The following is a 19,244-nucleotide window of genomic DNA, read 5'->3' as shown; positions in this document are numbered from 1 at the left end:
TGGCCCATAGAGTCGATATGAAGAGGGCGATGCGCGAGATTATATTCGATACCGAAACGACGGGATTTGACCCGGCATCCGGCGACAGAATGGTCGAAATCGGTTGTATCGAGCTTATCAATCGTGTGCCCAGCGGCCGGACCTTCCACGCTTATTACAACCCCCAGCGCGACATGCCCGCCGCCGCCGAAGCGGTGCATGGGCTGTCGAGCCATTTCCTGTCGGACAAGCCGCTCTTTGCCAGCGGCGTGACAGACTTGCTCGCCTTTCTGGAGGATAGTCCGCTGGTCGCGCATAATGCGCGCTTCGATTTCGGCTTCCTCAACCATGAATTGCGATTGTGCGGACGCGGCGAAGTGTCGCTCGACCGGATGATCGACACGGTCGCGATCGCGCGGACCATGCATCCGGGCGCCAAGCACAGCCTGGACGCGCTCTGCACCCGTTATGGGATCGACCGCAGCCATCGCATCAAACATGGCGCGCTGCTCGACGCCGAGTTGCTGGCGCAGCTCTACATCGAACTGACCGGCGGCCGTCAGATCGGCCTGGGTCTGGCACAGGAGGCAGCAAAAGAAGAGTTTGGGGCGGAACTCGCGGCGCAGGTCGCGGTTCGCTCTGTTCGTCCCGCGCGCGTCTTTGCGGCGAGCGCGACGGAGCTGGAACGGCATGCGGCGTTTATCGCGACGCTCGACAAGCCGCTCTGGCTGGAGGGGGCATTGGCGGACTGACACTCCGCCTGCGTGCCCCCAGTCAACCGGGCCGTGTCCTGCGGCCCGCAAGAACAAGGAGAAGGCATATGGATATTCGTGTTTCCGGGCATCAGGTCGATACGGGCGAGGCGCTCAAGGAGCATGTCGCGACCCGTATGGAAGCGATTGCCGAGAAATATTTCTCCCGCACAATCTCCGCGCATGTGACCTTTCGACCGGCCCCGCATGGTGCCTTTCACTGCGACATCGTCTGCCATGTGATGACTGGCCTGATCCTCAAAGGCGCGGGCGAGGCGCAGGAGGCGCATCCCGCCTTCGACCAGGCGGCCGAGCGGATCGAAAAGCAGTTGCGCCGCTATATGCGCCGCCTCAAGGATCGTCATAGCCAGGCCGCCGCCGCCGAGGCGCAGCGGGTCAGCAGCTTCAGCCTCGATGATATTGACGGGGCGGGCTATACCATCTTTGCGTCTCCCGCCGACGAGCAGGAAGAGGTCGATGATGCGCCGCTGATCGTAGCGGAAACCCGCGTCGATATTCCCGAAGCGAGCGTCTCGGACGCGGTGATGATGCTGGACCTGCGCAACACCAATGCGCTGCTGTTCGTCAATGCCGGGACGGCGGCCTATAATATGGTCTATCGTCGTCATGACGGGACGATCGGCTGGGTCGAACCGCGTATCCAGGCGAGCTGAGCGCCGCCCGGTCCTATCGGGCCGCCTGTTGACCTTGGGGCGCAGGCGGCTTATGGGGCCGGGCTTTAATTCCCTGAGCATAGGCGCATGAAGTCCTGACTGGGCGCGGCTCGGTTGGATCGGACATGTAATGGTGCATTTCAACGATATCCTTTCACCCGACGCGCTCGCCACGGGCCTGTCGGTGAATGGCAAGAAACAATTGTTCCAGAAGATCGCCGCGCTTGCGGCGGACGCTTATGCGCTGGACGCAGAGATGGTTGCGGACGCCCTGTTCGATCGCGAGCGATTGGGGTCCACCGGCTTTGGCGGCGGCGTGGCCATTCCCCACGCCAAGATTCCTGGTCTTGAAAAAATGTGCGCCGTCGTCGCGCTGGTCGATCCGGCCACCCCCTTCGACGCCGTCGATGACCTGCCGGTGGATATCGTCTTTGCGCTATTGTCGCCGGTCGATAGCGGCGCGGAACATTTGAAAACGCTGGCGCGGGTGTCGCGCTATCTGCGTGATGAGGGCCAGGTCACCCGGTTGCGCGGCGCGCGCTCGGCGGCTGCGCTCCATGCCTTGTTGTCGGGTGGCGGGGCGCGTGACGCAGCCTGATGCCAATGCACCGGACAGCGGTGAAACCGCGCATTTCCGGGCGCTTGAAAATCTTTATCGTTCTGCGCCGATCAACCGCCTGTTCCGGTCGGAGATTGCAATCAGCGAGCCGGGGCGCTGCATCATCGACTTCGATGTCGATGAAAGCCAGTTCCATGCGGCGGGCGCAGTCCATGGGACGGTTTATTTCAAGATGCTGGACGATGCGGCCTTCTACGCCGCCAACAGCCTGGTAAGCGATCGCTTCCTGCTCACCACTGCCTTCAACCTGCTGTTCACCCGACCGATCGCGCCGGGACGAATCCGCGCCGAGGGACGCTGGATTAGCGGCAAGCGCCGAGTCTATGTCGCCGAAGCCAGCCTAGTCGATTCGCATGGCGAGGAGGTCGGACGGGGCACCGGCACCTTCATGCGGTCGCAATTCGCCCTGTCATCCCTGCCGGGATATCATGGCTGACGAGTCCTCCGCCCGGCTGACCAGCGCGATGCTGGTCGGTGCGTTGCGACGGCGGGTGGCGGCGGGCGGGGGCTTTGCCACCATCCTGGTCAAAGGCGATGACATCAGCGGCGTGATTCTGGTCCAGACGATGGAAAAAGGGCAGGAAACCGGGCTTTTCGAGCGGGTGTCGAACTTTTCCGGCGGCCATGCGTTGATGCGCTGTGGACCTGACCCTCAGGAGGGGGCGCAAGCCATGGTTCACTATGTCGAGCGGCGCCGCCGGTCGGACCCCGATCTATGGGTGATCGAACTCGATATCCCGGAAGCGGAACGGTTCGCCGCTGAAACAATTTGCTGATCGTTGACATATCGCAATGGCCCGTGCAGAGGGCCGCCCACGCTGAACGCGCAGGTTGCCGCAATCGTCCAAGGGGGGCGGGCGCGGTAAACACGCAGACGGGGGGCGGCCGGTCGTCGGACAAAGTGGGTTAAAAAAGACGACGATCCCGGCCAAGAACCGCACAATTTTGAGTAATAATGAGCTTTCGTTTGAAAGCTGCGATCGTCGCAGCCTTTGCCCTGTCCGCCGCTGCCGCGGTCACGGCGTCCGAAATGTCGATGGCCGGTGAAGCCATCCCGTCTTCGGTGTCCCTTTCCAGGGGCGATGCGCTGACCACAGCGCCTTCGGCCGGTGCCACGCCCGCCGTCACCTTTGCCGCGCCGCGCGAAATCGTGCAGCCGCTGGCTTCGGCCTCCAAGGCCGCCAATTCTTCCACCTTTTCCGAGATGCAGGCCGATAGCCTCGCTGCACTGGTCAATGCCCAAGGCACGCCAGAAGAGCTTGATGGCGAAATGAAGTGCCTGGCCGGTGCCGTCTATTTCGAATCCAAGGGCGAAAGCCTGGAAGGCCAACTGGCCGTCGCGCGCGTCATCATCAATCGCGCCGAATCCGGGCGATTCGCCGACAGCCTGTGCGGCGTCGTCTATCAGCCCAGCCAGTTCAGCTTCGTGCGCGGCGGCGGCATGCCGCCGATCCGTACCGAGAGCCGTAGCTGGCGACAGGCTGTCGCCATCGCCCAGATCGCCATGGCCGATGCCTGGGACAGCCGAGCCGAAGGCGCGCTCTTCTTCCACGCCCGCCGCGTCTCGCCGGGTTGGGGCAAAGCCAAGCTGGCGATGATCGACAATCACATCTTCTATCGCTGAGGGTGAGAACGGGCTGAGGCCCATTTCGCCGATGCGATACCTATCGAAAAAGGCCGGTTCGGGTTGTCCGAATCGGCCTTTTCTTTTGTTCCTGCCTTGTTCTATGGTTGTGGCATGACCGCTGCCATATCCGACACCTGTGCTCCCCTAACCGACGGCACCGCACTGGCCGTCGCGCGGGGGACATTGCGCCTCTTCTTTCGCCATGACATGAGCGGGATATTGGAGGTGCCGCTGCCCAATGGGCGGCGCGCCGATATCATGGCGATCGACGGAGCAGGGCGGCTGACCATCGTCGAGATCAAGTGCAGCCGGGCCGACTTGATCGGCGACATGAAATGGCCCGATTATTTCGACTATTGCGACCGCTATTTCTGGGCGGTGCCGCTGGGGTTCGACCTGTCCCTGTTCGACAGCGAAGCGCTATGGCCCGCGCGCACCGGGCTGATCGTTGCGGATCAATATGATGCCGAACTGGTGCGGCCCGCACCGATCGAGCCGCTGGCGGCAGCGCGGCGCAAGGCGGAGACGCTGCGTTTTGCCCGGCGCGCGGCACGGCGGTTGACCGCGATTAACGACCCGGATCATGCAGCGGAGATTGGCTGGTAGGTCGTGAACCCATTCAGCCCGTCATGCTGACGAAAGTCAGCATCCATTGGCTCTAGCGCGGAGCGTCTCTCAAGGAGAGAGGCTAATGGATTCCGGCTCAGGGCCGGAATGACGACTATCGTGGGGGCAGCTTAACGGGTCAGAACACCGGGCCCTGCACTGGCCCTGCGGGCTTGGCGACGGGCTTGGCGGCGGCGAGGGCTTCGATGAGGCCGGGGGTACGGCTGTCGCGTTCGGCATAGTCGCGGGCGGACATGCCCGCGATGGTATCGCGCTTGTCGGGATTAGCCCCCTGCGCCACCAGCAGGCGAACGAGGCCGACGTCGCGCAGTTGTACCGCCCGGATCAGCGGGGTTTCGCCGCTGCCGTTGACCTTGTCCACCTGCGCCTTGTTGGCGAGCAGGGTCTGCACCCCTTCCTCGAACCGGCCCTGCACCGCATTCATCAACGGCGTATTGCCATTATTGTCGGCGAGATTGGGGTTTGCGCCCTTGGCGAGCAGGAAGGCCAGCCAGGACGCATCGCGCCGCGCGACGACGATATGCAGGGCATTTTCGCCGTTGCTGATATCGCGGCTGTTGATGACGGTGGAGCCGGGTTTCTGGATGAGGTCGGTGACCTTCTGTCCATCCTTGTCCTTCACGGCCTTGAGGAAATTATAGGCATCGGAAAATTGCGCATGTGCCGGGCCGGGGACTAGCAGGGCCAGCGCCATGACGGCCATAATAGCGGAAACAAGTCTGGTCTTCATCATCGTCGCGCCCCGTTGCATTTGCAAATCCTTCCCTAGCAGGGCATGGCTGGCCACGCCATGAACAAAGCCCGGATGCTCTTCACCCTGTCCTGTCTCGCCTTGCTGGCTGCCTGTAATATGGGCGGTGGGGGCAAGGCATCAAGCGGCGATAGCGCGCAGGGTGAACTGGCCGGTGCGCGGATCGGCGCGCCCTTCACCCTGACCGACCAGGACGGCAAGCCTGCGCGCTGGGACGATTATAAGGGCCAGTATCGGATCGTCTATTTCGGCTATACCTATTGCCCCGACGTCTGCCCGGTCGATCTGCAGCGGATCATGCAGGCCTTCGCCCAGTTCGAGAAGGCCGCGCCACAGCGTGCCGCCAAGGTGCAACCGATCCTGATCAGCGTCGATCCGGCGCGCGATACGCCCGCCGTGCTGAAAACCTATGTCGCGGCCTTTCATCCGCGCCTCATCGGCCTGACCGGCACGCCCGATCAGATCGCCAAGGTGGCCAAGGATTTCGTCGTCATCTACAATAGCGAGAAGGTCGCGGGCGCGAGCGATTATCTGGTCGGGCATAGTCGCACGCCTTATCTGTTCGATCCCGATGGCAAGCCAGTGGCGCTGGTCCCGGTGGATGATCCCGGCACGCCGGACGTGGATGAGGGCGCGCCGGATAAGGTGCTGGCGTTCTTGCAAAAATGGATCAAGTGACGCCCTTCTGGGAAAAGCCGCTCGACAAGCTCGACAGGGCCGAATGGGAAGCGCTGTGCGACGGGTGCGGCAAATGCTGCCTGCATAAGGCCGAGGATGAGGATAGCGGGCGCATCTATCCCACCAATGTCGCCTGCCGCTTGCTCGACCGGCAAAGCGGCCAGTGCAGCAATTACAAGGACCGGCGCAAATTCGTGCCCGATTGCGTGCGGTTGACTCCGGCCAAGGTGCGCCAGATCAGCTGGCTGCCGCGCACCTGCGCCTATCGGCTGCGCGGGGAGGGGCTGCCGCTGCCCGACTGGCACTATCTGCTGTCGGGCGACCGGGAAGCGGTGCATCGCGCGCGCGAATCGGTGCGGGGGTGGACCGTGGCGGAGGCGGATGCGGGCGATTGGGAGAATCATCTTGTCGACCGGGATATCTGATCCCGACGCCGCGATCCTGATCGACGGCGTGCCGACGCCGGTGCGGGTACGCCGGTCGGCACGGGCGCGCGCCTACCGGCTGACGATCGACGGGACGCGCGGCGAAGTGCGGCTGTCGATGCCGGTGCGCGCGAATTTGAAGCGGGCGCTGGGCTGGGCGCAGGATCATGAAGGCTGGGTGCGGCAGCAATTGGCGCGGCAGCCTATGTTGACGCCGCTGACCGATGGCGCGGTATTTCCGCTGGAGGGGCGCGAGGTGCGTATTTGTTGGGAGGCGGGGGCGAGCCGGACGATCCGGTTGGAGGGCGACCGGCTGCTATTGGGTGGCGCAGCGGAATCGGTGAGTGCGCGGGTGCTGCGCTGGCTGGTGCGGCGGGCCAAGGCGGTGCTGGAGACCGAGACGCAAGAATTGGCGCGCGACCATGGGCTGATCGTCGCATCGGTGGGTGTGGGCGATCCGCGCAGCCGCTGGGGCAGTTGCACCGCGTCGGGCGCGATCCGCTATAGCTGGCGGCTGATCCTGTGCCCGCCAGAGGTGCGGCGCGCGACGGTGGCGCATGAATTGGCGCATCTGCTGCATATGGACCATAGTCCGGCCTTTCACGCGGCCCATGCGCGCATCTATGGCGCGGACCCCAAGCCGGGGCGCGCATGGCTGCGTGCGCATGGCACCGGGCTGCATCGCTATACGGGATAGGACGCATGGCGCGCAGGAAACGCTATCTGACCGCCACGATGGCGGATGGCTATGTCAAGACGATCGGGCCGACGGCCGACCCCTTCACCCATTATTGGCGGATCGTCGCCTTGCTCGACAATGGCAAGACCGAAGTGTTCTGGGGCCATGCGCGCTCGCTGGCCGAGGCGCGCAAGAAGCGGGCAGCGGCGGAGGACGGCGCGCGGATGCGGGGCTGGAAAAGCTATCAGTTCGAGATAGCAGAACTGATCGAGACGCCAGGTTAGTTTCGGTGCGGCCACACCCCTGACCCATCGGCCTCGCATATATGCTCGGCATCATTGGGATAGGGCAGGCCGCAGGCGCGGCAGGTGCTATAGTCGCCGAGTGCGAGGCCATGGCCCACCGCGACCCGCTCGTCGAAGACATAGCAATCGCCCTGCCAGCGGCTTTCGCTTTCCGGCATTTCCTCCAGATAGCGCAAGATGCCGCCCTTGAGATGATAAACGTCATCGAAGCCGCGCGCCTTGACCAGCGCAGTGGATTTTTCGCAGCGTATGCCGCCAGTGCAGAACATCGCGATCTTGGGCGTGCGGCCCTGATCGCGCAGCCCTTGGGCGAAATCGTCGAACCAGCCGGGAAAATCACGAAAGGCGCGGGTTTCAGGGTCGATCGCGCCTTCGAACGTGCCGATCGCGACTTCATAGGCGTTGCGCGTGTCGATCAGGATCGTGTCGGGATCGGCGATCAGCGCGTTCCATTCGGCGGGGTCGAGATGCGTGCCCGCCTGGCTTGCGGGATCAAGGTCGCCTACGCCCAGCGTGACGATCTCCGGCTTTACCTTCACCTTCATCCGGGCGAAGGGCGCGCTGTTGGCGGTCGAATATTTGACGTCCAGGTCGGCGCAGCCGGGCAGGGTGCGGATATGGGCGACCAGCGTTGCGATCGCGTCGGCGCTGCCCGCCACCGTGCCGTTAATCCCTTCGCGCGCGACGATCAGCGTGCCGCAGGTGCCAAGATCGGCGCAGCGCGTGCGCAGATCGGCGGCGATGGCGTCGGGATCGGCCAGAGTGGCGAACCGATAGAGGGCAGCGACGGTATAGGACATGGCGGTGGCCTATAGGGCTTTGCGCGGCCTCTTGAAAGCGGGCACGGACAGGCGCATAGGCGGGGCCATGGTTCCCCTTTCGTTCGCGGGGCACGACTTTCTGGCCTTGCCGGAAGCCGCGCTATTCTGGCCCTTGCACGGAGCGCTGCTGGTCGCCGACCTGCATTTCGAGAAGGCGAGCTGGTACGCCCGGTTCGGCCAGTTCCTGCCCCCCCATGACAGCGAGGCGACGCTGGACGTGATCGAGGCGCTGGTGGCGCGGACCGGCGCGCGGGCGGTCTGGTCCTTGGGCGACAGTTTCCATGATGCCGATGGCGCGGCGCGGCTGGACCCGCAGGCGCGCGCGCGACTGGATGCGCTGACGCAGCGGATGGACTGGACCTGGATCACCGGCAATCATGATGTCGGCGTGGCGGCGATGCCGGGGGGCCGCCGGGTCGCCGAGGCGGAGGTCGGGGGAATATGGCTGCGGCATGAAGCGGCACCCAAGGATGTTCGGCCCGAAATATCCGGCCATTTTCATCCCAAGCTGCGCCTGTCGCTGCGCGGGCGACATGTGGCGCGCCGCTGCTTCGTCGCGTCGGATACCAAGCTGATTCTGCCTGCGCTCGGCGCGCTCACAGGCGGGCTGGATGCAGGTCATGGCGAGATTCGCCGGGCCGTGGGGCCGGGTGCAGCCGCGCTGGTGCCGGTGGCGGACCGAATGCTCCGCTTTCCGTTATCGTAAGGCGACGCTACGGAAACCGGAAATTAAGCCGTTGCCATTAGGCAACAGGGCATGAATATTCTGTCATCGCATCTGCAAAAAAGCGCAGAAAAGCTAGGCTCTATTGCCTTAACGCTGCTGTGGCAGCATAATCACCCGCACGTCCCGACCCGGCAAAAAGCCGCGCGGGCAGGAGAGGATTGACCATCATGACCAACAAGAGCCTTTGGGCATCGACCGCTGCGGTGATTGCGCTCGTCATGAGTGCGACCGGAGCGCAGGCGCAGGATGTTGCGGCACCACAGGCGGCCGACGAACAGGATTCGGCGGAAATCATCGTCACCGCCACCCGCCGCGCCAGTCCGCTGTCGGATGTGCCGATCGCCGTGTCCGCCGTCAGCGCGCAAGCGATGCAGAATAGCGGCGCGAGCGACATCCGCACCCTCAACCAGCTTGCGCCTTCCTTGCTCGTTTCCTCCACCGGCTCCGAAGCCAATGCATCGGCGCGCATTCGCGGTATCGGCACGGTCGGCGACAATCCCGGCCTTGAAAGCTCGGTCGCGGTGTTCATCGACGGCGTCTATCGCTCGCGCACCGGCGCGGGCCTCAACGAACTGGGCGAGATCGAACGGGTCGAAGTGCTGCGCGGGCCGCAGGGCACCCTGTTCGGCCGCAATGCGTCGGCGGGTCTGATCAACATCATCAGCAAGGCCCCCGAACAGACGTTCAGCGCGCGGGGCGAAATCACCTATGGCAATTATGATTATTGGCGCCTGTCGGGTCGCGTCACCGGGCCAGTAGCGGACGGCATTGCGCTGAGCCTCGATGGGGTATGGTCCAAGCGCGACGGCTTCTACAATCTGGTCGATGCGACTGGCGCGAAAGTAGGCGATACCAATGACCGCGATCGTTACTTCCTGCGTGGGCAGGCGCTGATCGAGCCGAATGACAATCTGTCGATCCGCCTGATCGGTGATTATACTAACCGCGATGAAAGCTGCTGCGGCGCGGCCTATACCGAAGCGCGAGAGCGCCGTCCGGCCGCAGGCGGCGGCTATACCGATGCGCCGTTCAACCGCATCGCCGCGATTCTGGCCGGACAAGGCAGCGTGATCGCCGCCGACCCCTATGATCGCAACCTCAGCATCACGCCGGGCCGCGACTATGTCAGCAAGCTCAAGGATTGGGGCCTGTCGGGCGAGATTAATTATGATCTGGGCGGGGTTAAGCTGACCAGCATCACCGCCTATCGCGATTACAAGTCCAGCGACTATGGCGATTATGACTATAATCGCGCCGACCTGCTTTACCGCGATTCCAACACCTATCGTCAGTTCAAGACCTTCACGCAGGAATTCCGCGCACAGGGTTCCGCCTTTGGCGACGTGCTCGACTGGCTGGTCGGTGGCTATTATGCCAATGAACGGCTGACCTTGCAGGATAATATCCGCTTCGGTGCGGATTATGGCCGTTTTGCCGCCTGCCGCCTGATGGCCGGTGCCAGCCTCAACAGCAATTTCACCGCGCAGCAACTCGCCGCCTGCGGCAGTGGCCTTGCCACCCAGCCGTTGATCGCGGGCACGCAGGCCAATCTCAACGCCGGGCTAACCGCGGCGCTGATCGGCGCGGGTCTGCCTGCTCCTGTGGCCGCCGGACAGGCGGGCGCGATCTCGACGGGTCTGGGCAATGGCCTGCGCGCGCTCGCCGCCATTCCGTCGGGCACGGGCGATACCGGCTCCATCTATCGCCAGAAGAGCGAGAATTGGGCGATCTTCACCCATAATATCGTCCATCTGACCGACCGGCTCGATCTGACGCTGGGCCTGCGCTATACCCGCGAAAGCAAGCGCTTCTCGGCCGATCTCAACAATAATAACGCGACCTGCGCCGCATTGCAGGCGTCCGCCCTGCCGGGCATCGCGACCAATCCGGCGCTGGGCAGCGCGGCGACACTGGCAGGCGGTATCCTGACCCTGGGGTGCCTGGGCAATGCCTCGACCACCCTCAATGCGCTCGACCTCAACGACAAGATAACCGATGGCGAATTGTCGGGCACGGGAGTCCTGTCCTGGAAGGCGACGAACGACCTGCTGCTCTATGGCAGCTATTCCAGGGGCTATAAGGCGGGCGGCTTCAATCTTGATCGCTTCCAATTGGGATCGACCGGCCTCAATGCCATTCCGGCGGTCTTTTCGCCCCGCAGCAATGCCGATGTCACCAGCCTGCGCTTTGCCGCAGAAAAGGTCGATGCGTTCGAAATCGGGCTGAAATTCAGCCAGCCCAAATGGAGCGCGAACATTGCCGCCTTCCGGCAGGAGTTCAAGAATTTCCAGCTCAACACCTTCAACGGCACCAGCTTCGTCGTGCAGAATATCAATGGCTGTGACAGCGCGCTGTCCGCCGCACGGACATGCGACAGCGGCGATGTCGGGCCGGGGCTGATCAGCCAGGGCGTCGAACTGGAAATGGGCGCGACACCGGCGCGCAACTTCCGCGTGACGGGCGGCTTCACCTATGCCCAGGCGAAGTTCGCCAACCGTCTGGTGGGCAGCGGTGATGGCAGCGTGCCGCTCGATCCCGCCTTGTTCCTGTTGCCTGGATCAATCAACTCCAACGCGCCGCAGATCGTGACCACTGCCAGTGCCGCATGGACCCCGGAACTGGGATCGAGCGGCTTGTCCGCGCTCTTCTATGTCGATGGCCGTATGACCAGCGATTTCAACACCGGGTCCGACCTGTTCCCCGAAAAACGGCAGGAATCCTTCACTGTCGTTAATGCCCGCGTCGGGCTGCGGGGGCCGAACCAGCGCTGGGCGATCGAATTCTGGGGCCAGAACATCTTCAACCAGGATTATACCCAGGTGGCGTTCAGCAGCCCGCTCCAGTCGAGCAGCCCGGCGACATCGACGACGGGTCAGTTCAGCCAGGGTGCGCCGATGGCCAACCAGCTCATCTCCGCCTACCTCGCCGAACCGCGCACCTATGGCATCACGTTGCGGGGGAGTTTCTGATCATACCCCGCCCGCTCTTGGGCACAGGGCGGGCGGGGGTTGGACGATCGCCGAACAGGGCGGTGCCGACACGAATATCGGTCGCGCCCAGCATGAGGGCGGTTTCATAATCGCCCGACATACCCATCGACAGGCGCGGGAGGCCCTCCTCCCGCGCCATTTTTGCGAGCAGCGCGAAATAGGGGGCGGGTTCGACATCCGCAGGCGGGACGGCCATCAGGCCGAGCAGGGGGATATCCGCAGCGCGCGCGGCGGCGATCAGCGCGGGGACGTCGGCGATCGGGCACCCCCCTTTTTGCGCCTCCGCCCCGATATTGACCTGGATATAGCAGGGGACGCGCTTGCCCGCCGCATCCATCGCCTTGGCCAAGGCGGTCAGGAGCGAGGGGCGATCCAGGCTGTGGATAACATCGAACAGCGCGACGGCATCGGCCGCCTTGTTGGATTGCAACTGACCAACCAGATGCAGCGCGATGTCGGGATACTCGTCGCGCAGGGCGGGCCATTTCTCCTGGCTTTCCTGCACGCGATTTTCGCCGAACACCCGCTGCCCCGCCGCGATCAGCGGCCGGATGGCGTCGGCGCTCTGCGTCTTGGACACGGCGATCAGGGTGATATCGTCGCCGCTGCGATCGGTCAGGCGCGCGGCCCGATCAATGGCGTCGCGCAGGGCGGAGAGGCGGAGGGCGGCTTGCGGGCTGTCGGTCGTCATGCGCGCTGCTATAGGACAGGGTCATGACCCGCCGCCACCGCAAAAAACTGCCGACGATCTGGCTGATGACTGATGAGCGGGTCGCCGACGCGGCGTTGCTGGCGGCGGTGGCGCGCTTGCCCAAGGGGCGCGCGGGAATCGTGTTCCGGCATTACAAGACGGAGGGCAAGGCCCGGCGGACTTTGTTCGAGACGGTACGCGTTCTGGCGCGCCGACGGCGGCTGGTGCTGCTGCTGGCGGGCGACGTGCTGACGGCGGCAGCATGGCGGGCCGATGGCTGGCACGGGCGCGACACGCGGCGAGTGGCGCGGCCGATGCTGCACAGCATGGCGGCGCATGACGTGCGGGAGGTTTTGGCGGCGCGGCGGGGCAGGGCGGACCTGCTATTCGTGTCGCCCCTCTTCCCGACCCGGTCGCATCCGGGGGCCGGGTGTCTGGGGCGGGCACGCTTCGCCGCCTTGGCGCGGCAGACGGACGTGCCGGTAATGGCGCTCGGCGGGGTCAAGCCGGGACATCGGCGCATGCTGCGCGGCATCGGGGCGGATGGCTGGGCGGCGATTGATGGGTTGGTGGGTGGTGGTGTCTGATCGGCTCAGGCGCGTCCTGCATCGGTGTGGCCGACATTGGCAGGTGGTTCGGGATGTGAGAAGATGCGTCCGTGTCGATGCGCTTGCTTCAAACAGCCGCCCTATGCCTGCTGGGCGGGCTTTACTGGCAGGTCATATGCCAGGTTACAGGTGTCCGGGAATCGTGGGACGCAGGTGATTACTGGACGCTTTGGTATCCCGTCTCGCTGGCGCTGTCTGGGGTAGCTGGGTGGTTATGCAGAGGTCATAGCTGGTCGGCAGGGGCGTTACTTACCTTTGCCCAGCTTCCCATCCTATGGATAAACAATGGCACCGGCGCCTTGTGGGTGGTCGGTTTCCTTTATCTGTGTGTGTTAGCCGTGCCTGCCATCACCATTTCCGCATTGACGGGCTGGTTCGCAGATCGCGCACGATCACGGTCTGACATAAAACGCAAATTCTGAAAGGACGAATCAGCCGACGCGGTTGACCATCAGATCAACCGCCGACCCTTCACCCAACCCGCAGGCCGATCAGAATTTGAAGATGGTGCCCAGATAGACGGCCTGGCTGTCCTGCCGGTCGTCGGTCATCGGGGTCAGGCGGCCCACACCATTATTATTGTAACGCACGCCCGCCGTGACGTTCAGGTTGCGCGTCAGCGAATAAGAGCTGGCGAGATCCAGCGAATAATCCTTTTCCGTGGCGGTCGTGGGCGCAGCGGCGACGGCATCGCGACGGGTTTCGATCAGCATCTTGGTGCTAAAGCGATCCTTCTTATTCTCGTTCAGCGAGAAATTCTTGGCATCGACCATGGTTTCGACCGGCACGGGGTCAAGCGCCTTGCGGCCGACTGATTCGGGCAGGGCGAATTTGCGCCAGTTCTGCGCACCGTTCAGGCTGAACGCGACCGGCTTGATGTCGATCGGGTCGATCGTGCGAGTCACGGGAACGCGCTCGCTGCTGGCACGGACCATCACGGTTATCGACCGTTCACCACTCAGCGAACCGCTGGTCGGGGTGAAGCGAAAGCCTTCGCGGCTGGCCGATGCTGCGATTTTCGCATAAGCGGCGGCCAAACGGGGGTCTTTGGTGGTGGGGGTGAAGGAAGAGATGCTGCCCAGCGCGCCGAGCGACACGGGCGCGTCGATCTGCATCTGAACGAGCTTGCTCGCTGCGCCGATCGCAGGAGACAGCATGAAGCCGGTCACGGTCAGTGCCGCTCCCGCCAACGCTAAATGTCCCCTTTTCACGCGCATGACCCGATTCTCGCCCCCGTCCAATTGTTATGTGTAACGCTCTACACGCGGAAAGCCTCCATTGGCTAGGGGGAGCAGGGCTTTTTGTCGGAGCTGTTGCAAGGAACACACAGAGTTTCGAACGGCAGCGGTAGTGCGCCGAAACGAGGATCGCCGCGTCCCGACGCAGCGCCCCTTGCCCAACGCTGCACGGCCACTATAGAAGCAGCCTGTTTTTCGTCATTTTCAAGCTAGGACATGCCTGATGGTCCGCCGTCTACCCGCTCCTGTTTCCGCCGGCCTGTTGCTGGTCGCGCTTCTGCCGTTGGCCGCCTGCGGTGGCGGGTCAAAGGGTCGGCCCAAGGCGGACCTCGCCGCGTCGAAGGTGACGACGATCGGCGTCAACGCCTATCTGTGGCGCGCGGCGCTCGACACGATTTCCTTCATGCCGCTGGTGCAGACCGACTCGAACGGCGGCGTGATCGTGACCGACTGGTACGCCAACCCCAACAGCCCCAATGAGCGGATGAAGCTGACCGTGTCGATCCTGGACCAGGATTTGCGCGCCGACGCGCTGCGCGTCGCGGCCAGCCGCCAGGTGAGCCAGAATGGCCAGTGGCTGGACGCGCCGGTGAAGGCCGCGACCGTGCAAAAGCTGGAAGAGGTGATCCTGACCAAGGCCCGTGACCTGCGCCGCACGTCGATTGGCGGCTGATTCTTCTTTGCTTGGGCGGCGTGCAGGCACCGCCCAAGTTTTTTGACGGTTCGGGGCTGGGCTTGCAAAGGCCCAGCCCCCTCGCATTTGGGTAGGACGTGAACATGCAAAGGCGCTTCAATCCGCTGGAGGCCGACGCCCGCTGGCAGGCGATCTGGGACGAGAAGCAGAGCTTCAAGGCCGACGATATGTCGGACAAGCCGCGCAGCTATGTGCTGGAGATGTTCCCCTATCCGTCGGGCCGCATCCATATCGGCCATGTCCGCAACTATTCGATGGGCGACGTGCTGGCACGATTCCGCCGGATGACGGGGCATGAAGTGCTGCACCCGATGGGCTGGGACGCCTTTGGCATGCCGGCCGAAAATGCCGCGATGGAGAAAAAGGTCCATCCCGGCAAATGGACCTATGAGAATATTGCCAACATGAAGGCGCAGCTCAAGAAATTGGGCTTTGCGCTGGATTGGAGCCGGGAACTGGCGACCTGTCACCCCGATTATTATGGCCATGAACAGGCGTTGTTCCTGGACATGCTGGAAGCGGGCCTCGTCTATCGCAAGGAAAGCGCGGTCAATTGGGACCCGGTCGATATGACCGTGCTGGCGAACGAACAGGTTATCGACGGCAAGGGCTGGCGGTCGGGCGCGACGGTCGAGAAGCGCAAGCTGTCGCAATGGTTCCTCAAGATCACCCAGTTCGCCGACGATCTGCTGGAGGGGCTGAAAAGCCTCGACCAGTGGCCCGAAAAGGTGCGGACGATGCAGGAAAATTGGATCGGCAAGTCGGTCGGCCTGCAATTTCATTTCAAGCCTGTTGCGCCGTTCGACCAGGCGATCGAGGTCTATTCGACCCGGCCCGATACGATCTTCGGTGCCAGCTTCGTCGCGATCGCCGCCGATCATCCGGTGGCGCAGCAGGTTGCGGCCGCAAACCCGGATGCGCAGGCCTTCATCGACCTGTGCAAGGCAGGCGGAACGACGGCGGCCGAACTGGAAACGGCCGAGAAGCTGGGCTTCGACACGGGCCTCACCGTTACGCATCCGTTCGATCCCGACTGGCAGTTGCCCGTCTTCATCGCGAATTTCGTGCTGATGGATTATGGCACGGGCGCGGTGATGGGCGTGCCTGCGCATGACCAGCGCGACCTCGACTTCGCGCGCAAATATATGCTGCCCGTCGAGCGGGTCGTTGCCGCGGAGGGCGACGAAGCCAAGCCGATCCACAACGAAGCCTATGTCGGGCCGGGCAGGCTGGTGAACAGCCGCTTCCTGGACGGCATGGCGGTCGAGGAAGCCAAGGCCGCCGTCATCGCCCGCGCACAATCCGAAGGCTGGGGCGCGGGCAAGACCGTATTCCGCCTGCGCGACTGGGGCGTGTCGCGCCAGCGTTACTGGGGCACGCCGATTCCGGTGATCCATTGCGAGGGTTGCGGCGCGGTGCCGGTGCCCAAGGCGCAGTTGCCGGTCGTGCTGCCCGACGATGTGACCTTCGACATTCCGGGCAATCCGCTCGATCGCCATCCGACCTGGAAGCATGTCAATTGCCCGTCCTGCGGCAAGGCGGCGGTGCGCGAAACCGATACGCTCGATACGTTCGCGGATTCGAGCTGGTATTTCATCCGCTTCGCCAGCCAGCCCAAGGACAAGCCGTTCGACCGCGAGACAGTCGAAAAATGGCTGCCGGTCGGCCAATATATTGGCGGGGTCGAACATGCGATCCTGCACTTGCTCTATGCGCGCTTCTGGACGCGGGCCTTGCAGCATATGGGGCAATTGGGCTTTGCCGAGCCGTTCACCGGCCTGTTCACGCAGGGGATGGTGACGCATGAGACGTATTCACGAACAAGCCCAGACGGCAAAAAAATCTGGTACAGCCCCGAAGAGTACCGGGAAATGACATTAGCAGGCACGTTCGCAGAAGTGACGCCGGGCTGGTCCGTCATGGAAGTCGGCCGCGTCGAGAAGATGTCCAAGTCCAAGAAGAATGTCGTCGATCCCGATGACATCATCGCCCAATATGGCGCGGACGCGGTGCGCTGGTTCATGCTGTCGGACAGCCCGCCCGAACGCGACCTGCCCTGGACCGAAAGCGGGATCGAGGGATCGTGGCGCTTCGTCAACCGCTTGTGGCGGCTCTTCGGCCAGATCGAGGCCGGAGCGGAAGGCACCGACAAGGCGCTCGACCGCAAGCTGCACCAGACGATCGACGGCATCGCCAGGGATATCGAGGCGTTGTCCTTCAACAAGGCGGTCGCCAAGATTTACGAGTTGGCCAATGCGGTTGAGAAAGCCGCGCCGTCCGCATCGCGCAACGCCGCGATCCGCGCGCTTGCCCTGCTGGTCGCGCCGATGACGCCGCATCTCGCCGAAGAAGCCTGGGCCGATATGGGCGAAATCGGCCTGATCGCCGATGCCGCCTGGCCAACGGTCGATCCGGCGTTGCTGGTCGATGACGAGGTGACCATCGCATGCCAAGTGATGGGCAAGCTGCGCGACACCATCACCGTGCCCAAGGGGACGGCGAAAGAGGAGTTGGAGCGGCTGGCGCTCGCCGCGCCCAATGTCATGCGGATATTGGATGGGGCTACGCCTAAGAAGATCATCGTTGTGCCCGATCGTTTGGTGAATCTGGTTATCTAGCAGCGAACATCCGTTCGGGTTGTGCGAAGTCGAAGGGCTTTGCTGAGCGGAGGCGAAGCGGCTTCGCTCCGCTCAGCAAAGGGCTTCGACAAGCTCAGCCCGAACGGATAAGGGTTCTGGTCATGAAGCGTCTCCTCCCCCTTCTCGCCATCCCCCTCCTGCTGACCGGCTGCGGGCTTCGCCCGGTCTATGGGGGTGGATCGCAGGGCGTAGTCGCGCAGGCGTTGGGCAATGTCGATGTCGCGCCGATCGAAGGGCGCGGTGGCTGGCTCGTCCGCAATGCGCTCAACGATCGGCTGGGGGCTATGAGTGGCGGTAGCGGCCCGCGCTACAAGCTGGTGGTGAAGCTGGACGACCAGATCACTGGCTTCGGCTTGCGCGCCGACGCCGCCGTCACCCGCGAACGGCGCACCCTGCGCGCGCGCTATCAGTTGATCGACGAAGCGACTGGCGCGCAAATCCTCGACGACACCGCCGGGTCGGACGCCGGCATCGACGTCACGTCGAGCGAATATGCGACGATCGCGGCGGAAGATACCGCGCTGGAGCGGCTGTCGCAGACGGTGGCGGACCAGATCGTCACCCGGCTCGCGCTGTTTTCGCGCAAGGCGGCCAATCCTTGAAGGCCAATCGCGGCCAGATCGAAAAGGCGCTCGACGCACCGCCTGCCGACGTCCGCTTCTTCCTGCTCTACGGTCCCGACGATGCGGGTAGCCAGGCGTTGCTCAAGCGGTTGGAGCGGGCGATGGGGCCGCAGGCCGAACGCATCGACCTTGACGGATCGACCCTGCGCGACGATCCCGCCCGTCTGGCGGATGAGGCCGCATCCTTTTCCATGTTCGGCGACCGGCGCTGGATTCGCGTCAGTGGCATGGGCGAGGAATCGCTGCCTGCCTTGACCGCGCTGCTTGAAAGCCCGGCGGCGGGCAATCCGGTCGTGGCGGTGGCGGGCGCGCCCAAGGCCACGTCCAAGCTGCTCAAGCTGGCGCTGGACCATAAGGCAACGCTGGCCTTCATCTCCTACCAGCCAGACGCGCGCGAGGCCGAGCAGATCGCCATTGCCATCGCCCGTGAAGGCGGCCTGCGCCTCTCGTCGGACCTGGCGCGGCGGATTGTCGCGCTTGCCAATGGCGACCGCGCGCTGATGCAGGGCGAGGTCGAGAAGCTGATCCTCTATCTCGACGCTGCGCCCGATCGGCCGTGCGAAGCGACGGCGGAGGCGCTGGACGCGCTGTCAGCGGACAATCCCGATACGGAGGTCGCGCCGCTCGTCAACGCCGTGCTGGGCGGTGACCTAAAGGCCATGCACCATGAACTCACGCGGCTGCAGGAAACCAGCACGGCGATGGCCTCGGTCATCCGCCCGCTGATGACCCGCGCGATGCTGATCGCCAATATCCGCACCAGTTTCGACGCCAGCGGACGGTTGGAAACGGCGATGGAGGCGGCGGGCAAGGCCGTGTTCTGGAAGGAAAAAGGGCTGGTGTCGCGGCAAGTGCGGCTGTGGGACAGCCATGGCATCGCGCGCGTGATCCAGCGCTTGCTGGAGGCGGAACGCGCCACCCGATCGGGCCGGGGCACCGGCGATCTGCTGGTGCGCCACGAATTGCTCACCATCGCGCGGCAGGCGGCGCGGGAACGATAGGGTGGGAACGATAGGGCGGGTCTGGGCGCTTTGAAGGGCTGAACAGGTCGCGACTTGGTGGTATGACCGGCCCACCGCGTCCGCGCGCAACAAAGG

The 19,244-nt window shown here is 63.9% G+C and carries 22 protein-coding genes; 18 read left to right on the top strand and 4 right to left on the bottom strand.

Going from position 1 to position 19,244, the window contains the following annotated elements:
* The first annotated feature begins 29 nt into the window (after positions 1–29).
* The 7 genes from dnaQ (at position 30) to J2W40_RS13510 (ending at position 4,257) form a co-directional block, all read left to right on the top strand.
* Positions 30–731, top strand: coding sequence for a DNA polymerase III subunit epsilon (gene dnaQ, locus J2W40_RS13540; protein ID WP_310225656.1), 702 nt, complete (start codon positions 30–32; stop codon positions 729–731).
* Between the two features lie 68 nt (positions 732–799).
* Positions 800–1,405 (top strand): ribosome hibernation-promoting factor, HPF/YfiA family, encoded by a 606-nt coding sequence (hpf, locus tag J2W40_RS13535; protein ID WP_310225653.1) that lies wholly within the window; start codon positions 800–802, stop codon positions 1,403–1,405.
* Positions 1,406–1,535: 130 nt separating this feature from the next.
* The gene (locus J2W40_RS13530) at positions 1,536–2,003 is read left to right on the top strand and encodes a PTS sugar transporter subunit IIA (RefSeq protein WP_310225652.1); all 468 of its coding nucleotides are present in this window, start codon (positions 1,536–1,538) and stop codon (positions 2,001–2,003) included.
* Positions 1,963–2,460: a PaaI family thioesterase gene (locus J2W40_RS13525; protein ID WP_310225650.1), complete on the top strand. Its 498-nt coding sequence runs from the start codon at positions 1,963–1,965 to the stop codon at positions 2,458–2,460. Before J2W40_RS13530 ends, J2W40_RS13525 begins: the two co-directional genes overlap by 41 nt.
* On the top strand, positions 2,453–2,800 hold the full coding sequence (locus tag J2W40_RS13520; RefSeq protein ID WP_310225648.1) for a DUF1491 family protein: 348 nt from the start codon (positions 2,453–2,455) through the stop codon (positions 2,798–2,800). The genes J2W40_RS13525 and J2W40_RS13520 overlap by 8 nt, the downstream gene beginning before the upstream one ends.
* 179 nt (positions 2,801–2,979) lie before the next feature.
* Positions 2,980–3,648, top strand: coding sequence for a cell wall hydrolase (locus tag J2W40_RS13515; protein WP_310225646.1), 669 nt, complete (start codon positions 2,980–2,982; stop codon positions 3,646–3,648).
* Between the two features lie 114 nt (positions 3,649–3,762).
* Positions 3,763–4,257 (top strand): MmcB family DNA repair protein, encoded by a 495-nt coding sequence (locus J2W40_RS13510; protein WP_310225644.1) that lies wholly within the window; start codon positions 3,763–3,765, stop codon positions 4,255–4,257.
* Between the two features lie 139 nt (positions 4,258–4,396).
* On the opposite strand, the gene J2W40_RS13505 is transcribed toward J2W40_RS13510, so the two are convergent.
* Positions 4,397–5,011, bottom strand: coding sequence for an ankyrin repeat domain-containing protein (locus tag J2W40_RS13505; protein WP_409050378.1), 615 nt, complete (start codon positions 5,009–5,011; stop codon positions 4,397–4,399).
* 42 nt (positions 5,012–5,053) lie between these two features.
* On the opposite strand from J2W40_RS13505, the gene J2W40_RS13500 reads away from it, so the two are divergent.
* Genes J2W40_RS13500 through J2W40_RS13485 form a run of 4 tightly spaced genes read left to right on the top strand, consistent with a single transcriptional unit; the run spans position 5,054 to position 7,095 of the window.
* Positions 5,054–5,707 carry an SCO family protein gene (locus J2W40_RS13500; RefSeq protein WP_310225643.1) on the top strand — a complete coding sequence of 218 codons (654 nt, stop codon included), beginning with the start codon at positions 5,054–5,056 and terminating at the stop codon, positions 5,705–5,707.
* On the top strand, positions 5,695–6,132 hold the full coding sequence (locus tag J2W40_RS13495; RefSeq protein WP_037472073.1) for a YcgN family cysteine cluster protein: 438 nt from the start codon (positions 5,695–5,697) through the stop codon (positions 6,130–6,132). Before J2W40_RS13500 ends, J2W40_RS13495 begins: the two co-directional genes overlap by 13 nt.
* Positions 6,089–6,829 (top strand): M48 family metallopeptidase, encoded by a 741-nt coding sequence (locus J2W40_RS13490; RefSeq protein WP_409050377.1) that lies wholly within the window; start codon positions 6,089–6,091, stop codon positions 6,827–6,829. Before J2W40_RS13495 ends, J2W40_RS13490 begins: the two co-directional genes overlap by 44 nt.
* 5 nt (positions 6,830–6,834) lie before the next feature.
* On the top strand, positions 6,835–7,095 hold the full coding sequence (locus J2W40_RS13485) for a hypothetical protein (protein WP_310225638.1): 261 nt from the start codon (positions 6,835–6,837) through the stop codon (positions 7,093–7,095).
* On the opposite strand, the gene trhO is transcribed toward J2W40_RS13485, so the two are convergent.
* On the bottom strand, positions 7,092–7,916 hold the full coding sequence (trhO, locus tag J2W40_RS13480; protein WP_310225636.1) for an oxygen-dependent tRNA uridine(34) hydroxylase TrhO: 825 nt from the start codon (positions 7,914–7,916) through the stop codon (positions 7,092–7,094). The genes J2W40_RS13485 and trhO overlap by 4 nt on opposite strands.
* Before the next feature lie 67 nt (positions 7,917–7,983).
* On the opposite strand from trhO, the gene pdeM reads away from it, so the two are divergent.
* Positions 7,984–8,643, top strand: coding sequence for a ligase-associated DNA damage response endonuclease PdeM (gene pdeM, locus J2W40_RS13475; RefSeq protein ID WP_310225634.1), 660 nt, complete (start codon positions 7,984–7,986; stop codon positions 8,641–8,643).
* 188 nt (positions 8,644–8,831) lie between these two features.
* Entirely contained in the window at positions 8,832–11,633 is a 2,802-nt protein-coding gene (locus J2W40_RS13470; RefSeq protein WP_310225631.1) for a TonB-dependent receptor, read from the top strand.
* Here the strand turns inward: J2W40_RS13470 and J2W40_RS13465 are convergent.
* Positions 11,611–12,345 (bottom strand): YggS family pyridoxal phosphate-dependent enzyme, encoded by a 735-nt coding sequence (locus J2W40_RS13465; protein ID WP_310225629.1) that lies wholly within the window; start codon positions 12,343–12,345, stop codon positions 11,611–11,613. The genes J2W40_RS13470 and J2W40_RS13465 overlap by 23 nt on opposite strands.
* Positions 12,346–12,368: 23 nt before the next feature.
* Here J2W40_RS13465 and J2W40_RS13460 point away from each other — a divergent pair, with 23 nt between their 5' ends.
* Positions 12,369–12,932: a thiamine phosphate synthase gene (locus J2W40_RS13460; protein ID WP_310225627.1), complete on the top strand. Its 564-nt coding sequence runs from the start codon at positions 12,369–12,371 to the stop codon at positions 12,930–12,932.
* A gap of 512 nt (positions 12,933–13,444) precedes the next feature.
* Here the strand turns inward: J2W40_RS13460 and J2W40_RS13455 are convergent.
* Positions 13,445–14,170 (bottom strand): hypothetical protein, encoded by a 726-nt coding sequence (locus J2W40_RS13455; RefSeq protein WP_310225625.1) that lies wholly within the window; start codon positions 14,168–14,170, stop codon positions 13,445–13,447.
* 244 nt (positions 14,171–14,414) lie between these two features.
* On the opposite strand from J2W40_RS13455, the gene J2W40_RS13450 reads away from it, so the two are divergent.
* The 4 genes from J2W40_RS13450 (at position 14,415) to holA (ending at position 19,148) form a co-directional block, all read left to right on the top strand.
* A complete protein-coding gene (locus J2W40_RS13450) occupies positions 14,415–14,864 on the top strand; it encodes a DUF3576 domain-containing protein (protein ID WP_310225623.1) in 450 nt (149 codons plus the stop codon).
* Between the two features lie 104 nt (positions 14,865–14,968).
* Positions 14,969–17,503 carry a leucine--tRNA ligase gene (gene leuS / locus J2W40_RS13445; protein ID WP_310225621.1) on the top strand — a complete coding sequence of 845 codons (2,535 nt, stop codon included), beginning with the start codon at positions 14,969–14,971 and terminating at the stop codon, positions 17,501–17,503.
* Between the two features lie 122 nt (positions 17,504–17,625).
* Positions 17,626–18,126, top strand: a complete 501-nt coding sequence (gene lptE / locus J2W40_RS13440) for an LPS assembly lipoprotein LptE (protein ID WP_310225619.1) — start codon at positions 17,626–17,628, stop codon at positions 18,124–18,126.
* Positions 18,123–19,148 carry a DNA polymerase III subunit delta gene (gene holA, locus J2W40_RS13435; RefSeq protein WP_310225617.1) on the top strand — a complete coding sequence of 342 codons (1,026 nt, stop codon included), beginning with the start codon at positions 18,123–18,125 and terminating at the stop codon, positions 19,146–19,148. The genes lptE and holA overlap by 4 nt, the downstream gene beginning before the upstream one ends.
* Positions 19,149–19,244 lie beyond the last annotated feature (96 nt).

Source organism: Sphingobium xenophagum (genome assembly GCF_031457465.1).
Lineage (GTDB): Bacteria > Pseudomonadota > Alphaproteobacteria > Sphingomonadales > Sphingomonadaceae > Sphingobium > Sphingobium xenophagum_A.
This window is presented reverse-complemented; position numbering and strand designations above follow the sequence as displayed.

Bases quoted from the DNA above. Each gene is read 5' to 3' on its own strand.
- dnaQ (WP_310225656.1), top strand. From the start codon at position 30: ATGCGCGAGATTATATTCGATACCGAAACGACGGGATTTGACCCGGCA.
- hpf (WP_310225653.1), top strand. From the start codon at position 800: ATGGATATTCGTGTTTCCGGGCATCAGGTCGATACGGGCGAGGCGCTC.
- J2W40_RS13530 (WP_310225652.1), top strand. From the start codon at position 1,536: ATGGTGCATTTCAACGATATCCTTTCACCCGACGCGCTCGCCACGGGC.
- J2W40_RS13525 (WP_310225650.1), top strand. From the start codon at position 1,963: ATGCCTTGTTGTCGGGTGGCGGGGCGCGTGACGCAGCCTGATGCCAAT.
- J2W40_RS13520 (WP_310225648.1), top strand. From the start codon at position 2,453: ATGGCTGACGAGTCCTCCGCCCGGCTGACCAGCGCGATGCTGGTCGGT.
- J2W40_RS13515 (WP_310225646.1), top strand. From the start codon at position 2,980: ATGAGCTTTCGTTTGAAAGCTGCGATCGTCGCAGCCTTTGCCCTGTCC.
- J2W40_RS13510 (WP_310225644.1), top strand. From the start codon at position 3,763: ATGACCGCTGCCATATCCGACACCTGTGCTCCCCTAACCGACGGCACC.
- J2W40_RS13505 (WP_409050378.1), bottom strand. From the start codon at position 5,011: ATGATGAAGACCAGACTTGTTTCCGCTATTATGGCCGTCATGGCGCTG.
- J2W40_RS13500 (WP_310225643.1), top strand. From the start codon at position 5,054: ATGGCTGGCCACGCCATGAACAAAGCCCGGATGCTCTTCACCCTGTCC.
- J2W40_RS13495 (WP_037472073.1), top strand. From the start codon at position 5,695: ATGGATCAAGTGACGCCCTTCTGGGAAAAGCCGCTCGACAAGCTCGAC.
- J2W40_RS13490 (WP_409050377.1), top strand. From the start codon at position 6,089: ATGCGGGCGATTGGGAGAATCATCTTGTCGACCGGGATATCTGATCCC.
- J2W40_RS13485 (WP_310225638.1), top strand. From the start codon at position 6,835: ATGGCGCGCAGGAAACGCTATCTGACCGCCACGATGGCGGATGGCTAT.
- trhO (WP_310225636.1), bottom strand. From the start codon at position 7,916: ATGTCCTATACCGTCGCTGCCCTCTATCGGTTCGCCACTCTGGCCGAT.
- pdeM (WP_310225634.1), top strand. From the start codon at position 7,984: ATGGTTCCCCTTTCGTTCGCGGGGCACGACTTTCTGGCCTTGCCGGAA.
- J2W40_RS13470 (WP_310225631.1), top strand. From the start codon at position 8,832: ATGACCAACAAGAGCCTTTGGGCATCGACCGCTGCGGTGATTGCGCTC.
- J2W40_RS13465 (WP_310225629.1), bottom strand. From the start codon at position 12,345: ATGACGACCGACAGCCCGCAAGCCGCCCTCCGCCTCTCCGCCCTGCGC.
- J2W40_RS13460 (WP_310225627.1), top strand. From the start codon at position 12,369: ATGACCCGCCGCCACCGCAAAAAACTGCCGACGATCTGGCTGATGACT.
- J2W40_RS13455 (WP_310225625.1), bottom strand. From the start codon at position 14,170: ATGCGCGTGAAAAGGGGACATTTAGCGTTGGCGGGAGCGGCACTGACC.
- J2W40_RS13450 (WP_310225623.1), top strand. From the start codon at position 14,415: ATGGTCCGCCGTCTACCCGCTCCTGTTTCCGCCGGCCTGTTGCTGGTC.
- leuS (WP_310225621.1), top strand. From the start codon at position 14,969: ATGCAAAGGCGCTTCAATCCGCTGGAGGCCGACGCCCGCTGGCAGGCG.
- lptE (WP_310225619.1), top strand. From the start codon at position 17,626: ATGAAGCGTCTCCTCCCCCTTCTCGCCATCCCCCTCCTGCTGACCGGC.